Source organism: Bifidobacterium miconis (assembly GCF_019331735.1).
Taxonomy (GTDB): domain Bacteria; phylum Actinomycetota; class Actinomycetes; order Actinomycetales; family Bifidobacteriaceae; genus Bifidobacterium; species Bifidobacterium miconis.
The window spans coordinates 13,127-29,151 of the sequence record NZ_JAHBBH010000022.1 but is presented as its reverse complement, the minus strand read 5'-3'; the positions used below and the strand labels follow the sequence as shown (position 1 = coordinate 29,151).

Annotated in this window: 8 protein-coding genes and 1 pseudogene; 2 read left to right on the top strand and 7 right to left on the bottom strand. The window is 63.6% G+C overall.

Annotation, left to right across the window (positions count from 1 at the left end):
* Positions 1-78 precede the first annotated feature (78 nt).
* Positions 79-2,835, top strand: a complete 2,757-nt coding sequence (locus KIH79_RS08380) for a phosphoenolpyruvate carboxylase (RefSeq protein WP_219058967.1) — start codon at positions 79-81, stop codon at positions 2,833-2,835.
* Positions 2,836-3,220: 385 nt separating this feature from the next.
* Here the strand turns inward: KIH79_RS08380 and KIH79_RS08375 are convergent, their stop codons facing one another.
* Together KIH79_RS08375 and KIH79_RS13235 are read right to left on the bottom strand one after the other, a co-directional pair.
* Positions 3,221-4,801 carry a hypothetical protein gene (locus KIH79_RS08375; RefSeq protein WP_219058966.1) on the bottom strand — a complete coding sequence of 527 codons (1,581 nt, stop codon included), beginning with the start codon at positions 4,799-4,801 and terminating at the stop codon, positions 3,221-3,223.
* A gap of 108 nt (positions 4,802-4,909) precedes the next feature.
* Positions 4,910-5,059: pseudogene (locus tag KIH79_RS13235) on the bottom strand (substrate-binding domain-containing protein); the annotation flags it as partial.
* Between the two features lie 191 nt (positions 5,060-5,250).
* On the opposite strand from KIH79_RS13235, the gene KIH79_RS08365 reads away from it, so the two are divergent.
* Positions 5,251-6,609, top strand: a complete 1,359-nt coding sequence (locus KIH79_RS08365) for an ATP-binding protein (RefSeq protein WP_219058965.1) — start codon at positions 5,251-5,253, stop codon at positions 6,607-6,609.
* A gap of 102 nt (positions 6,610-6,711) precedes the next feature.
* On the opposite strand, the gene KIH79_RS08360 is transcribed toward KIH79_RS08365, so the two are convergent.
* The 5 genes from KIH79_RS08360 to KIH79_RS08340 all read right to left on the bottom strand — a co-directional run bounded on the left by KIH79_RS08360 (position 6,712) and on the right by KIH79_RS08340 (position 16,016).
* The gene (locus KIH79_RS08360) at positions 6,712-6,912 is read right to left on the bottom strand and encodes a hypothetical protein (RefSeq protein ID WP_236023730.1); all 201 of its coding nucleotides are present in this window, start codon (positions 6,910-6,912) and stop codon (positions 6,712-6,714) included.
* A 108-nt stretch (positions 6,913-7,020) separates the two neighbouring features.
* Positions 7,021-12,114 carry an Ig-like domain-containing protein gene (locus KIH79_RS08355; RefSeq protein ID WP_219058964.1) on the bottom strand — a complete coding sequence of 1,698 codons (5,094 nt, stop codon included), beginning with the start codon at positions 12,112-12,114 and terminating at the stop codon, positions 7,021-7,023.
* A gap of 216 nt (positions 12,115-12,330) precedes the next feature.
* On the bottom strand, positions 12,331-13,896 hold the full coding sequence (locus KIH79_RS08350) for an MFS transporter (protein ID WP_219058963.1): 1,566 nt from the start codon (positions 13,894-13,896) through the stop codon (positions 12,331-12,333).
* Positions 13,897-14,230: 334 nt separating this feature from the next.
* Entirely contained in the window at positions 14,231-15,244 is a 1,014-nt protein-coding gene (locus tag KIH79_RS08345) for a LacI family DNA-binding transcriptional regulator (protein WP_236023729.1), read from the bottom strand.
* 79 nt (positions 15,245-15,323) lie between these two features.
* Entirely contained in the window at positions 15,324-16,016 is a 693-nt protein-coding gene (locus KIH79_RS08340; RefSeq protein ID WP_219058962.1) for an SGNH/GDSL hydrolase family protein, read from the bottom strand.
* Between the last annotated feature and the right edge of the window lie 9 nt (positions 16,017-16,025).

Genomic DNA, 16,025 nt, shown 5'->3' with positions numbered 1-16,025 from the left:
CGACCGGCCAAAACAACCGCGGAGGAGCCGCGGATGACCGGCAGACCGAGCAACCGGGAGTTCAGCAAAGGAGGTCTGATGACAACTAATGATCAGCAGATCACGCCCGCCGACGCCACGATCGTGACGTCCGGTTTGGGGACCAAAGGCCCCGAAGAGCGTGATCTTCCCGAATCGCTCAAATACGATATGGACTTGTGTCTGCGCATTCTGCGCGACGTCCTGGGCGAATTCGATCCCGAACTGCTTGCCACGTTCGACACCGTGCGTCATTACGCGGTGGAGGCCAGCGCCGAGCATTTTGAAGGCGTTCTGTCCGACCCGGATCCGGAGCACGACGGACTGGCGAAGGCCGTCGAAACCATCGACAACATGCACCTGCACGACGCGCAGCTGCTCGCCCGCGCGTTCGCCACGTACTTCCATCTGGCGAACCTGAGCGAGGAGAACTACCGCGTCTCCGTGCTGCACCAGCGCGAGAACGAGGTTTCCGGCGATCAGGCCGTCGACCCGGTCAACGAGATGACGTGCGCCTACCACCAGCTCATCAACGAGATGGGTCCGGCGAAGGCGAAGGAACTGCTCGACAAGCTCGAGTTCCATCCCGTGTTCACCGCGCATCCGACCGAAGCCCGCCGCAAGGCCGTCGAAGGCAAGATCCGCCGCATCGCGGAACTGCTGGAGGCGCACCGCACGCTGGGCGGCTCCGACCGCAAGGAAAACTGCCGCCGTCTCTACAACGAGATCGATGCACTGTTCCGCACGTCGCCGATCGCGCTGAAGAAGCCGACCCCGGTCGAAGAGGCGGACACGATCCTCGACATCTTCGACAACACGCTGTTCCACACGATTCCGGCCGTCTACCGTCGTTTCGACGACTGGGTGCTGGGCGACAAGGCCGGCCTCGTCGAGCCGGTGTGCCCCGCGTTCTTCCATCCGGGCAGCTGGATCGGCTCCGACCGCGACGGCAACCCGAACGTCACCGCCAAGGTGAGCCGTCAGGTGGCCCGCAAGTTCTCCGATCACGTGATCACCGCCCTTGAGGAGGCGACCCGCACCGTCGGCCGCAACCTGACGATGGAATCGGAGACCACGCCGCCGAGCGCCGAGCTGAAGAACCTGTGGAACCACCAGAAGGAAATGAGCGAGCGTCTGACCGACAAGGCCGCGCTCATCTCCACGAAGGAACTGCACCGCGCGGTCATGCTGGTCATGGCCGACCGCCTGCACTACACCGTGGCCCGCGACGCCGATCTGATGTACCACACCTGCGATGATTTCATCGCCGACCTGAAGGTCGTGCAGCGTTCGCTGGCCGATGCCGGCGCGAAGCGTTCCGCCTATGGCCCGCTGCAGGATCTGATCTGGCAGGCCGAGACGTTCGGCTTCCACATGGTCGAGATGGAGTTCCGTCAGCATTCGGTCGTGCATTCGCGCGCGCTGGAGGACATCCGCGAGCACGGTCTGCACGGCGAGCGCGGCCCGCTGCAGCCGATGACGCACGAGGTGCTCGACACGTTCCGCGCGCTCGGTTCGATCCAGAAGCGCAACGGCATCAAGGCCGCCCGCCGTTACATCATCTCGTTCACCAAGAGCGCGCAGAACGTGCGCGACGTGTACGAGCTGAACCGTCTCGCGTTCGCGCATCCGGAGGACGTGCCGACCATCGACGTGATCCCGCTGTTCGAGCAGCTCGAGGATCTCGAGAACTCGGTGGACGTGCTCGAGGAGATCGTCAAGATCCCCGAGGTGCAGGCTCGTCTGAAGGCCACCGGCGGCAAGATGGAGGTCATGCTCGGCTACTCCGATTCGTCGAAGGACGCCGGCCCGACCACCGCGACGCTGGCCCTGCATTCCGCCGAGCAGCGCATCGTCGCTTGGGCTGAGAAGCACAACATCGATCTGACCCTGTTCCATGGCCGCGGCGGCGCCGTCGGTCGTGGCGGCGGCCCGGCGAACCGTGCGGTGCTGGCCCAGCCGAAGGGTTCCGTGAACTGCCGCTTCAAGCTGACCGAGCAGGGCGAGGTCATCTTCGCCCGTTACGGCAACCCGGTGCTGGCCGTGCGCCACATCGAGTCCGTTGCGGCCGCGACGCTGCTGCAGTCCGCGCCGAGCGTCGAGAAGACGAACACCGAGATGACCGCGAAGTACGCGGACATGACGGCGAAGCTGGACGAGGCCGCGCACAACCGCTTCCTCGACCTGCTGAACACGCCGGACTTCGCACCGTGGTTCTCGACCGTCACGCCGCTGACCGAGGTCGGCCTGCTGCCGATCGGCTCGCGTCCGGCCAAGCGTGGCCTTGGCGCGAAGTCGCTCGACGATCTGCGCACGATCCCGTGGGTGTTCTCGTGGGCGCAGGCGCGCATCAACCTGGCCGCCTGGTACGGCCTGGGCACGGCGTGCGAGCAGTTCGGCGATCTGGAGACGCTGCGTCAGGCGTACGAAGAGTGGCCGCTGTTCTCGACGTTCATCGACAACATCGAGATGTCGCTGGCCAAGACCGACGAGCGCATCGCGAAGATGTATCTCGCGCTTGGCGACGACGAGGAGCTGTCGAAGAAGGTTCTCGACGAGATGGAGCTGACCACGAAGTGGGTGCTACGCATCGTCGGCGACCAGTGGCCGCTGCAGCATCGTCACGTGCTCGGTCAGGCGATTCGCGTGCGTTCCCCGTACGTGGACGCGCTGTCCGTCACGCAGGTGCTTGCGCTGCGTTCGCTGCGCAAGAAGGTGGATAAGGAAGAACTCAGCCAGAGCCAGCAGGCCGGCTTCATCTACCTCATCCTCTGCACCGTTTCGGGCGTCGCCGCCGGCCTCCAGAACACGGGCTGACGTTTGCGTCGTGAATTGCAGCTGGCGCTGCAATTCACGGTTGGGAAGCCCAGTGGGCTTCCCAACACGCAAACGTAGGAGGTTGTTCGCGTTATAGCGAAGCGCACGCGAACAACCTCCGGCACAGCAAGGCCCCCGCTCATCCAGCGGGGGCCTTTCCTTTTCCCGAGTTCGGCGCGGCCCAGCCGCGCTCGAACTCCCCAGACGGCGGCCACCGCCGCCGTCCGCAAAACAACAGCCTCGCCGCAGGCGAGTCCCCTTACATGTGGGGATACGCAGACAAGTGGGGAAATCCCGTCACTTACAACCCATTTCGAGCCCGCTCATGGTACAACCATCCCCACATCCCACCCATCAGCATCGAATGTGGGGATGAAACCACCATCTACTCCAACATCCCCACCCGATACGACACAGGGGAGGAGCCGTCCTTGACCACCGGAACCATCACCGTATCGTTCTCGCGCGCGATGGCCGGCCGCGAGTATCCGACCGCCTCGCCGAGCTTCTTCACCGACCCATCCGTCAGATTGAACGCGTACATGCCCGCATGCCGGTCCTGCGATCCCGCACCCCATACGAACCAGCGCGCGTTCATCGAACCGACCACGTTCGCCACGCCGTCCGCATGCAGCCATGCGATCGGCGTGCGGAAATCGTCGCCCCACACGCCGATGTACGTGTCGGGGTTCCCGTCTTCCGCATCGTCCGTGTTCGTCACGGCCATCGCGCGATAGCCGCCATGCGCCCACAGTCCGGCGATGCTCCAGTCGTCCGCGTCGCCGCGACCGCCGTTGCGGTTACGGTCGCCATCATCGTCATCGTCATCGTCACAATCGGCATGCTGACGCAGCTTGGTGATGCCCGACGAGACGACGCACTCGCCGCCGACGGAGAAACGCACGATCGACTTCGTCGTGCCACCTGCGTCCGTGTACGAGACGACGTCGCGGTAGCGATCGTCGTCGTCCGGATCCGTCGACGCGTACAGCACGCCGCCATCGACCGCGGCAGGATACGATCCGTAGCCGATGATCTGCGGCTTTCCGCTGCCGTCGAGCCGCATCGCGATCACGCGCGGATCCCAATCGTCGAAATCGTCATCGTCCGGATCGGGCACGGTGGTTGCGAAATACGCGTGCGTGCCGTTGAACGTGGGCACGACTTCCTCGCCCAACGCGCGCGTGTCCTCGCGCCCGTTGAGGTCCTGCGCCGTGGCGAGCGTGATCGTCTTGCCGCTGGCCTTGCTCCATGTTTGCACGCGCCAGTTGTCGTAGCGCACCTGCGCGCTGCCGTTGACGGTGGACGAGCGCCACACGGCGCGATCGGCGGTGGCGGTGCCGTCCTGCGGCTCGTAGAAGACGCGTTGCCCGGTTTGCGGAGCGTCCAGCGCGGTTACGGCATTGGCGCCGCCCTGCGTCCGGCCGATGAATGCGGCCGCGTACGAGCTGACGTCGTCGGGAACGTCCGTGGCCGAACCGAACACCGCACTCGCGTCGACCGGAAACGATCCGATGAGCCGATAATCGCCGCCGAATTGCCATTCGGACGCGAGCGTCGCGTTCGCGGCGCCGTGTTCGGGGTCGATGATGGTCGTCGGCACGTCGATGTTGCTGATGGAGAACGGCAACTGCGACGTCGCCGCGCCGCTGCCGCCGGACGAGCCGCCGGTCGTGCCGGAGCCGTTCGCAGTGCCGCTGCCGGACGATCCGGTTGCTCCGCCGGCACCGCCCGACCCGTTCGTCCCGTTCGCGGACGACGCGCCACCGCGATCACCGCCGACCGACCGCGCAAGATGCACGCCGACGCCGATGCCGACCGCGATCACCAATATCGTTGCGACAACGGCCGCAATCACGATCATCGCGATACGACGGCCACCGCCGCGCGCCGCATGCAAGTCCGTTCCCGGACCCGAGCCAAGACCGGGGCCGCCGCCATTCGCATTTCCTGTTCCCCGCACCATGACAGCGCCCCTTCAATCTCATGCGCGAGCCCGTTCTCGCGTCGTTCCATTATAGAAAAAAACGAAGCGGACATGCGGATTCAGCGGGGCGCGACAGGGGGGCGCCGTTCACCGCCGAGCGGTGGACTCTCGTTCGACGAGCTTGTACCCGACGGACACGGTCTGCGGGAAGTATTCCTCGTCCGGATGCTCGATGCGGCGCATGAGCAGCGAAACGGCGGTGTTGGCCATGCCGTGGAAGTCGGTGGCCACGGCGGACTTTCATTCGCCGTGGCCGATCGCATCGAACGCCTCCGAATCGGCATTGATCGTCGAAACCTGAGAAACATGCGATTGAAGCAGGTCATCAATCCTCATAAAGGTGTAATTTCCAACCTACTTGAAACCTCAAAAACGTGCAATCCAATGGTATGCTTAAACCTTAGAAACGTGCAATACAAGGAGTTGACATGTTCCGCAGGAAGGCATACGACCGACTGCTCGATTGGAAGCGCGACAGCAACGGGCATACCGCCATGCTCATCGAGGGAGCACGACGCGTGGGAAAGTCCACCATTGCCGTCGAATTCGCACGCAATGAGTACGACTCGTACGTGCTCGTGGATTTCACTCGGGTCACCGACGAATTCAAGCAAACGTTTCTCGACATGCGCAACGATCTGGACGGCTTTTTCCTGTACCTAAGCGCGGCGTTCGGCGTCAATCTGACTCGTCGCAAATCGTTGGTGATCTTCGACGAGGTGCAGCTGTTCCCGCCCGCGCGCGAGTTCATCAAGCATCTCGTGGCCGACGGTCGCTTCGACTACCTCGAAACCGGTTCGCTCATTTCGATCAATGCCAACGTCAAGGACATCCTTATTCCTTCGGAGGAGGAATCCATGACCATGGGGCCCATGGATTTCGAGGAGTTTCTGTGGGCGATGGGGGAGACCGCGCTGGCTACGATGATTCGGCATGCTTTCGATTCGGATGCGTCGATGCCGGATGCGCTCCACCGCAAGGCGAGCAGGCTGTGGCGCGAATACATGCTGGTCGGCGGCATGCCGCAGGCCGTGGCCGCGTACGCGCCGTCACGTGACATGGCTGCCGCGGATCGCGCGAAGCGTATGGTGCTCAAGCTGTATCGGGAGGATATAGAAAAATACGGCGGCTTGGCCGCCAAACGGATCCGCGCCGTGTTCGACGCCATTCCCGGACAGCTGTCGAAGCATGAGAAGCGTTTGGTGTACACGCAGGTGGAGCATGGTTCGCGATCACGTGATTTCATGACCGCGTTCGCGTGGCTGCGTGAGGCGGCGACGGTCAACCTGTGCGTTCTGGCGGAGGATCCGTCTCTGGGACTGGCGCTCAGCGCCGACGAATCCACGGTGAAGTGCTATATGGCCGATACCGGGCTGTTGTCCACCTTGGCGTTTTCGGCGGGTGGCTCGTCCATGCCCGACGTGTACCGCCAGGTGCTGCTTGGGGCCGACGGGGTCAATGAGGGCATGCTGGCCGAAAACGCCGTAGCGCAGCAGCTTGCAGCATCGGGGCATGATCTTTATTTCTACTCCAAAGCATCCAACATCCGGGAGGAGCGCATGGAGATCGATTTCCTCATCGTGCGCCCATACCCGGACGCAGCCATGAAACCGCGCATCAGTTCCATCGAAGTCAAGTCCGGCAAACGGTATTCGACCGTCTCGCTCGACAAATTCGCTGTCAAGTTCGCCGGCCGTCTCGGCACCGAATACGTGCTGCATCCGCGCCCTGCCGCGCGAGAAGGACACCGCCGATTCCTCCCGCTCTACATGTCGTTCTGCCTATAAGGCGTGGGGCAGGTATCCGGATTGGGGCTGACGGAACAGGACTGCCGAAATCGGCGTATTCGGGTCAATGGGCATCTTCGGTGACCGAGTCGACGATTACGTTCATGTCGACGTTGCCGTCATGTGAATTGCATGCGGTTGAGATATTCGATCGGCGTCACGGCTTCGACCGGAAGAGAGGCTGAAATCCTTCACATGGTTCGTGATGATGAAGTCCGCATGATCCCGTTCGGCGATTGCGGCGACGAAGCTGTCTTTGGTGGACCGATGCATCCTGCCCACCGCATCCGTCGCATCGATCATCCGCAATCGTCACTCAGTGCGCGTCCACGTCGTGATTGCGCGCACTGAGTGTCGATTGCGACGACCTTTTCTACCGAGAGACCAGAAAAGACCGCACCAACTGAACAATCAGCGACCAGCCGCCGTGGTCACCGTGTAGGTACGCGTGGTGACGTGGTCCTCGGACGTGACGATGATGCGCGTCTCATCCGATCCCACGGCCGGCGGCACCACGGTGATCGCGGCATTGGAGCCGGCCACCGGCACGGGTTCGACGGTCACTTGCGAACCGTCACCGGGCACACCGGATGCACCCGACGCATACGTCGTCACATCCGGATCGAACGAGACCGGCTCGCCTCCGACGAGAATTCCGGCCAGCTCGGCGTCACCATGCGCCGCCGGAATCTGCGCGTCGCCCCGTACCTCGGTGATCGCCACGACCTCGCCGTCATCCGTATGGAAGGTGATACGGATGCGCGAAGTGCGCACCATTTCGAACGCATACGTCGTCTCGTCGCCATGCGAGACCATCTCGCTGCCCGGCTTGTCGCCGACGGTCGCGTACGCCCACGCCGCGTCGTTCTTCTGCTCGACCGGATGATGGGTCACGGACAGGCCACGCACCGGCTTCCACGAAGCCGCGCCATCCACACTCGCACCCGCGGAGCCGTCCGCATCGAGATACTCGACCTCCACGTGCTCCGGCAACACCACGCCGTCACCGTCCAGGCAGTAGTACACCGTGAACGAGTCGAGCATGAACGGCGTTTCCTCGCCGTAGCCGAAGCGGTATTCCAGCCATGCCGTGCGGGACGGATCGCCGGCCGTCGACCAGCGATTCTTCAGGTTGTAGCCGGGACGCGCGGTGTACGAGACGGTGCCGTCCATGAGGTCGGCCACGTCTTCCTGCGCCTTCGGATCGGGGTTCGTGTACGAGGCGGACACCTGCGGGTACACGTCGTTGCGGAACGAGAACAGGTCGCGGTTCTGCACATGGTCGTCGGTCACGCGAACATGCGCGACGGCACGACGACCGGTCAATCCGTCGACTGTGCCTTCGACCGTGAACTCGCCCTGCACGGCGACGGCCGTCTCGTCGATCGCATCCCACACGACTGGCAGCTCCTCCTTGAGTCCGTCACTCCAGTAGACGGCGACGGTCGGGAAGGTTTCGGCCAGATCGGGCACGATGTGCGTGATGGTTGCGACGGATACGTTGGACACCGCGGACACCGCAACGACGACGATCGTGGCGCGTGCGGTCAGTCCGGTATCGCCGACGGTTCCGGTAACGGTCACGAGACCGGGTTCGGCCAGCGCATCGCTCGGGATCGGCTGCCAATCGACCGGGATCTCGGCGTCGAATCCGCGATCGAACGAGACGGTCGTCGTAGTCGGCAGCGCGGGCATCTCGCCCGTGACGGTACGCAGCGAGACGTCGCGCGCGACGACCGGCTGCTTGACTTGCGCACCGTGCGTCACGGTGATCGGCAGGGGAGCGCTGGTGACGGTCGCATCGCCGTAGGTGACGGTCGCAGTGACGTTGGCGGTGCCGGCAAGTACCGCGGCGAGCGCATGATCATCACCGCCGGCAGACGACGCCGCACGATCGGCGGCGGGATCGCCTACTGCGAGCACGGCATGATCGGAACTGTCGACGACAACGTGCGCATCGTCGAGATCGATCGGCAGGCCGTTGGTGTCGGTCGCGGTGACGACGAGCGGCACGATCGTGTCTTCGACCGGGTCGGCAACGGTTGCATTGATGCTCACGTTGGCGACCGGAGCGGGGGCGATATCAAGACCGATCGTATACACGCGCCCACGCTTGCCGTCCTCGCCGGTGACGTGCACACGATATGCCCCGTTCGGCCAGTTGGACGGCGGCAGTATGTAGACGAGGTTGTTGCCTTCGGCTTCGGCCTCGATGATCGGCTTGGGCTGGTCGTAGCGCTGGGTGAGCGTGTATTCGGTGCGTTCGGGGTTGAAATCCGCGACGGACTTGCCGTTGATGCGCAGTGCGGTGAGCGCAGGTTCGTTGACCGGCCGCTCGCCGTCCGCGAGGATGCGAACGGACGCATGCGCGGTCAGTGATTGCGACGGACCGGACGCGCCGCCGGGCACCGCAACGGTTCCGGATACCGCGACAACGTCACTGCCCGCAGCACCAACGCCATCGGGCCACCCCTCCCACGTCACCGGCAACCGCACGAATCCGCCGTCACTGGTGATCGCGGCCACCTCATCCGGCAGTTCCACCGGACGATCGGCAATACCGTCATCGCCGGCCACGGTCAACGCGACCGGCACTACGGCATCCACCGTCACCACAACCACGTCGGCGAATGTTTCACGGGAAACATCATCGCCGCAGTCAATCACGCCGCGCACGCGGAACGTGTCGGGCTTGCCGTATGCGTCATCGTCGATCGCATCCCACGTCACCGGAACGTCACGGCACGATCCGTCGCCGAACCGCACGGCTGCGGTGGCAGGCAGCGTCGGCGCGACGCCCACTACCGTACGCACGGCAACCGGCTCGACATCGACCACGTCACCGGCCGCCACGGTTCCGGCCACTGCGATCACGCACGACGCCTTCTTCAGTCCCTTGCCGCGCGCGGTCACACGGATCGGCAGTCCGGAACCGTCGGAGGCGACGATCGCCACCACCAGGCCGCTGTACGCGCGGTGCGTGGCGGATTGCAGCGGCTCGGTGTTCGTCTGGCTGCCATTGTCGGTGCCGAGCAGGCGGCCGTGCTCCACGCTGAACGTCACCTCGTCGTCGGCACGCGGCACGGTCACGCCGATATCGTCGGTTACGGCAGCGGTGACGTAGCTCAGATCCTTGCCGTCACCGGCGATCACGTGACGGTCGGCGGACAATCGCAGCGCGGCCGGCGACCCCGGGGTGGTCTTGCTGTCGCGCGCCACGATGCGGCCGGTGGCATCACGCGCCACGACCTCGATCGTGCCCGGTTCGAACGGCACCTCCCAGTCGAGGCTGAGCTTACGGCGGGTCGGATTCACCTTCGCGTAGCGGTACTGGAACGGTTTGTCCGCATGGGACGCGTCCAGATGGAAGTCCGTGTCGAAGCTGTCGAATTCGCGCACGCCGAGCGAACGGCCATTGAGGAACAGCTCGGCCGATGCGGCGTTCGTGTATGCCCACACGCTCACCGCTTCGCCGACGCTCCAGTTCCAGTGCGGCAGCAGATGCACCATCGGTGCGTCGTCCGGGTCGGTCCACAGTGATTTGTAGATGTACCACTGATCCTTCGGGATGCCGGCTGTGTCGACCATGCCGTAGTAGGAGCGCAGCGGAGCCAGCACCGTGCCGTCGGATTCGGCCATGTCGGGCTTGGTCCAGTACGAGTTGGAGATGTATGGCGCGGGTTCTCCGATGTAGTCGAAGCCGGTCCAGCCGAACTCGCCCACGTTGAACGGAATGTGGATGAGCCGCTCGAACGCGACGTCGATGTAGTTGCCACGCTTGCCGCGGATGTTGTAGCAGCTCAGTTCGTAAGTCGTATCGTCCCACGGCTTGCGGCCGGGTTCGAACTCGTATTTGCTGGTGTCGATGGCGGGCAGCACGGCCGGGCATGCGCTCACTTCGGTGGGGTAGACATAGTAGCCGCGATTGGAGCAGATGTTGGCGCTTTCCGAGTTGACGATCACGTCGTCCGGGTTCTTCTCGTGCACTTCGAGCATCTTGTCCTTGCCGATGTACGAGTAGCCGCGCGTATCCATGCGGTGATGGATCTCATTGCCGATGCCGTCGATGCCCTTGGACAGATACGACGCGTCGTTGACGGAGTTCGGTCGCGTCGGGTCGAGCAGATGGCAGCGGCGCGTGAGGTCTTCGGCGATCGACAATTCGGATTCCTGCCAAGCGATTTCGTTGCCCATGCCCCACATGAACACGCTCGGCTCGTTGCGATCGCGCAGGATCATGGCCTTGAGGTCTTCAGGGTAGTCGACGGCGAAGTAGTTGGAGTAGTCGTTGCGGTTCTTCGGCGCGGTCCACATGTCGGTGAGTTCTTCGAGCACGAGCAGGCCGAGCCGGCTGCATTCGGCGATCTGCGTCTTGCATGCCGGGTTGTGGCTGGTGCGGATTGCGTTGACGCCGCCCTCCTTCATGATTTCGAGCTGTCGTGTGACGGCGCGAGGGTATGCGGCCGCACCGAGCGCGCCTTGGTCGTGGTGCATGCACATGCCGAGCGCGCGCATGTTCACGCCGTTGAGGAACAGGCCGTGCTGCGGGTCGAGCGTGATCCAGCGCAGTCCGAAGCGTGTTTCGTACGCGTCGAGCACGGTTTCGCCGTCGGCGGCGAGCACGGTCGTCTTCGCCAGATACTGGTACGGATCGGACGTACTCCACAGTTTCGGGTCGACGATGCCGAGCGTCTGTTCGACGGTCGGCCGGGGTGCGTATGCGGCGTCGTCATCGCCGTCGGACTCAACGAGACGGCCGGTCATATCGGTCGGCTCGACGGCGGCCTGCGCGGCGTTCTCGGCGACGACGTTGCCGTCCGCGTCGACGATGACCGTGCGCACGGCGACGTTCGCCGTGGCGTCGGTTTCGTTGGCGACGGTGGTCTTGACGCTGACGTTGGCGACGCCGTGCGCGACGTCGTCGGCCAGCGTCGGCGTGGTGATCTGCGTGCCGTACTGCGCAACGTGGATCGGATCAGTGACGATGAGCGTGATGTCGCGGTACAGGCCGGCGCCCGCGTACCAGCGCGAGCTCGGTTCCTCGTTGACGGCGCGCACGGTGACGACGTTGGTCTCGTCGCCGAAGCGCAGATGATCGGTCACGTCGAGCTGGAATGCGGTGTAGCCGTAGTGGTGTTCTCCGACCTTACTGCCGTTGAGCCAGATTTCAGAGCGGTCCATCACGCCGTCGAAGTCGAGGACGAACCGTTTGCCGGCGAGCGCGGCGGGGATGGTGAACGTCTTGCGATACCAGCCTTCGCCGACCTTGAGATAACCGACGGTGGCGCGGGCGTTGCGCGAGAAACGACCTTCCACGCCGAAGTCGTGGGGCACGGTGACTTCGCGCCATGCGGAGTCGTCGAAGTCGGGGCGTTCCGCGCCGGCCGGAGAACCGCGGAAGAACCGCCAGTCGGCGTCGAAGTCGATGATCTGGCGTCCGTTCGAGGCCTCGGCCAACGCCGGCTGAGGCTTGCTGACGGGTGGTTCATAGGTGGTGAATTGCACGGGAGATGCTCCTTTGCACAGAGGTACATGAAGGAAAAGATAAGAAACATGCGTCGCGGTGAGGAAGCCGGCGAAGCGGATATGAAAAACCGGCGGCCTCCGACCCGGCAATCGGATCAGAAGCCGCCGGCTGCAAACATCCGTCAAGCGAGAAACAGGAGGTGCACCTGGCGGAAAATCAAATCACATCATCGGACCGAAGTCCGGAGCAGCGGTTCAGCCCCGGTTGGAGATGTTGATGATGTTGTTGTGGCCCCAGCACTCCTCGTACTTCATGCCGGCGAGATCCTCGACGACCTTGCGGGTCTCCGGAGTGACGTCCGCCATGGAGCCGCCTTCGCGCAGGCGCTTGGCTTCGGCGACGAGCACCTTGTGGTTCTCGTCGTTGAGGTGCATGCGATAGGTGAGGAAGTTGCCGAGCAGGGTGAGGACCATCGGGGTGAGGCAGTACATGTACAGCAGGGCGTTCACGGCGCTGTCGGGCTGCGTGTCGGAGCCGGACTGGAAGCCGAAGAGCACGAGCACCCAGCCGGTGCCGGCCACGACGAGGGCCTGCACGACGGTGGACAGCGTTTCGGTGATGCCGGCGTACTGGCCTTCGCGGCGCTTGCCGGTGACGATCTCGTCGACGTCGGGCACAAATGCCTGGATGTACTGCTGCGCGTTCACGATGCCGGAGTTGCCGAGGCCGAACGCGGTGATGAGCACGGTGAAGCCGATGGCCAGCTGGGTGGGGGTGAAGTTGTGCTTGAGCAGGCCCATGACGAGGATCGCGCCGAAAATCAGGAAGGTGATGTAGCCGCCGGCACGATAGGTCTTCAGGCCGCCGACCTTGCTGGTGGCCCAGCCCCAGAAGGTGACGAACGCGATGCCGAACAGGAAGCTGATGCCGGTGGACAGCGACACGTCCTGAGCGGTGAGCATGAGCACGAAGATGATGAAGTAGGAGTTCAGGGTGCCACGCACGTTGCGGAAGATGATCTGGGTGAGGAAGATGTACAGGTAGTTGCGGAACGTGCGGATGCGGATGACAGAGACGAAGTTCCAGAAGACGGAGACGATCTGCTTGAGAGCGCTCGTCTTGCCCTTGGCGTCCTTATCGGCTGCGGCCACGTCGGTGGACGGGTCGTACGGGCGTTCCTTGATGGCGAATGCGGCGAGGACCAGCAGGATGGTGCCGACGACCGCGTACAGCATGGCGATCTTGAAGTAGGCGTCCCAGGTCTTGTTGCCCCAGAGCGTGAACAGGTAGACGTTGAGCATGGACAGGCCGAAGGAACCGACGGCGCCGCCGATCTGGCCTCCGACGACAAGCTGGGCGCGGTCCTTGGAGTTGTCGGTCATTTCGGACGGCAGGGCGTAGTCGATGGTGGTGACGCCCGGCCAAATGGCGAAGTAGCCGACGTTGAACAGGATGTAGGCCCACACCGGCATGTTCGGCAGCCACAGCAGCACATAGAACACGAGATTCAGCGGGGCGAGGATGAGCAGCATGGCGCGGCGGCGGCCGAGCTTGCGACCGATGGACGTGGCGTACATGCGGTCGGACAGCCAGCCCCAGACCGGGGAGATGGCCGCACCGGCCCACTTGCCGAATGCGAGCATGGTGGTCACGACGCCGACGCCGATGGCCATGAAGGACGTGTAGTAGAACATCTGCCATGTGTTGACCATGGTGGACATGGTGAATGACAGTCCGAAGAACGCATATGCGATCTTGGTCCATGCGGACAGGCGACCCGTTTCAACGGTGCCGCTGCTCGCGATTGAGGTGCTAGTCATCACTGACCTCTTTCTTTTCTCCGTTGCCTTCCGTCCAATGGAAACCGGCCTAGCTTCGCCTGTATGACGAGGCAGGCGTCGCGTTGTTCCGGTGACCGAACGATACCGGCATCACTGCCCGTAACGTTCCGAATAAATAGTTCGCTTGAGACGGTTTGAATTGTTGCAAGACTTAATATAACACAATCCGGAACCTTCCGGAAACGAACCGGCACCATCGGCGTGTCTCATCGATAAGATGTAGACGCATGAACGCCGCCCGAATACGGCGAGGCCCGCGATATCGTCGTATCGCGGGCCTCGCAGAACCACTGACCGCCTAAGAATCGATGGATTACCGGGCCGTGGACTCGCCCTCGCTGATCTCGTAGCCGACGGTCATGCACTGGCGGGCGGCCTTGTCGTCGGGATGCTCGATGCGCCGCATGAGCAGATCCATCGCAACGCGCGCCATCGTCACGAAATCGGTGCGCACCGACGTCAGCGACGGATTGTAGAACCGTCCTTCCAGCACGCCGTCGAAGCCGACCACAGCAACATCGTCCGGCACACGCACGCCGCACTCGGCCAGCCCGCGGATCACGCCAAGCGCAATGCCGTCGCTCAGGCAGAACAATCCGTCGAACGGCATGCCGGCGTCGACCAGCGCATGGCCGGTTGCGATGCCGCCCTGCCGCGACCACTGCGAGCGGACGAACGAGGCGTCGTCGAACTGCAATCCGAGCTTGCGGCACTCGTCCCGCGCCGATTCATAGCGCAGGTCGCGCGCGCCGGGATAAATGCCCGGGCCCCGGTTGTCGCCGACCACGGCGATGCGCGTGCAGCCGCGCTCTGCCAGATGGCGGATCGCAGCGCGAGACCCGGCCGCACTGGACGCGTTCACTGTGTCGTACGGGCAATCGTCGTCGTAATTCTCCAGTACGACGGTCGGATGCTCGCGCAGCAGCTGATCGACGTGCAGCGCGTTGGTGGCGATGATGCCGTCCGACATGGGGAACGGGATCTTCTCCTTCGCGTCGTCGCGCACGAATTTCGTCAGCTCGATAAGCATGTACATGCCGCGCCGGTTGATCTCCTCGGCGAAGTACGTGGCGACCTCCGCGAAGTAGCTTCCCTGAATGCCCGAGGTGAGAAACGTGATGGTATTGCTGCGGCCCGAGCGCAACGAACGCGCGGACACGTTGGGCTTGTAGCCCATCTGTTCGGCGATGGCCCGCACACGCTGCATGGTCTTGGCGCTTACTTCGCCGCCACCGCGCAGGGCGTCGGACGCAGTGGTCTTCGAGACTCCCGCCTTGGCCGCCACATCCTTGATCGTCACCATCGCATACGCACCTTTCCTGTACATCACAGCCTCTTTCGCATACTACTCGCCGCAAGGCACATGCTCGAATCGTTCCGGACGGCCGCAACCGGACGGCACGGAGTCAGCGAACCGCGGGAATATGCGCGGTGGGATTGTGCAGCGTCTCGCGCACGAGCGGCACGTAATACCGTTCGACGGCCGCCGGGCACGGATGCGTGCCGTTGCCGGCGACGATCGGCTCGCCGTCGGCATCCACCTCGTCGAAGCTCAGCGTCTTGCCGACTTCTGGATCGCGCGTGTCCATCGGCGAATCCTCGAACATGTTGGCCACGGGGATGCCCAATTCGCCGCAGATGCGCACGGCCTCGCCGTACACCGCGACCTGCACGTCCCAGTCGCGCTTCCACAGGCGGTGCACGGTCACGTAGACCGTCAGCGCATTCGGCCAGCGCTTGCGGATGAGCTCCGCAGTCATGCGGAACATGCGGCCGAACTCGACGATGTCGATGTCGTTGTGGACCGCGTCGTTGACGCCGCCGTCGAAGATGATCACGTCCGGATCGACGTGATCGGCCGCGGCGTTCTTGACTTGGCGCAGGATGTGGTGCGTGGTGTCGTGGTACGGGGAGTCCGGTTCGGTGAAATCGATAATGGTCGAGCCGTTGACCGCATGGCATACATAGTCCATGCCTTCCAGCTCGGCCACGCGCTTGGGGAACGTGAACTTGGGATAGTAGTGGCCATGGCAAATGCTGTCCCCGAACGAGAACATGAGCTTGCCCTTGAATGCGCCTTCGCCAATTTCGTCTGCCATCGTCGGCCT

Coding starts and splice junctions, on each gene's coding strand:
- KIH79_RS08340 (WP_219058962.1), bottom strand. CDS start 16,016: ATGGCAGACGAAATTGGCGAAGGCGCATTCAAGGGCAAGCTCATGTTC.
- KIH79_RS08360 (WP_236023730.1), bottom strand. CDS start 6,912: ATGATCGATGCGACGGATGCGGTGGGCAGGATGCATCGGTCCACCAAA.
- KIH79_RS08365 (WP_219058965.1), top strand. CDS start 5,251: ATGTTCCGCAGGAAGGCATACGACCGACTGCTCGATTGGAAGCGCGAC.
- KIH79_RS08380 (WP_219058967.1), top strand. CDS start 79: ATGACAACTAATGATCAGCAGATCACGCCCGCCGACGCCACGATCGTG.
- KIH79_RS08375 (WP_219058966.1), bottom strand. CDS start 4,801: ATGGTGCGGGGAACAGGAAATGCGAATGGCGGCGGCCCCGGTCTTGGC.
- KIH79_RS08350 (WP_219058963.1), bottom strand. CDS start 13,896: ATGACTAGCACCTCAATCGCGAGCAGCGGCACCGTTGAAACGGGTCGC.
- KIH79_RS08345 (WP_236023729.1), bottom strand. CDS start 15,244: ATGTACAGGAAAGGTGCGTATGCGATGGTGACGATCAAGGATGTGGCG.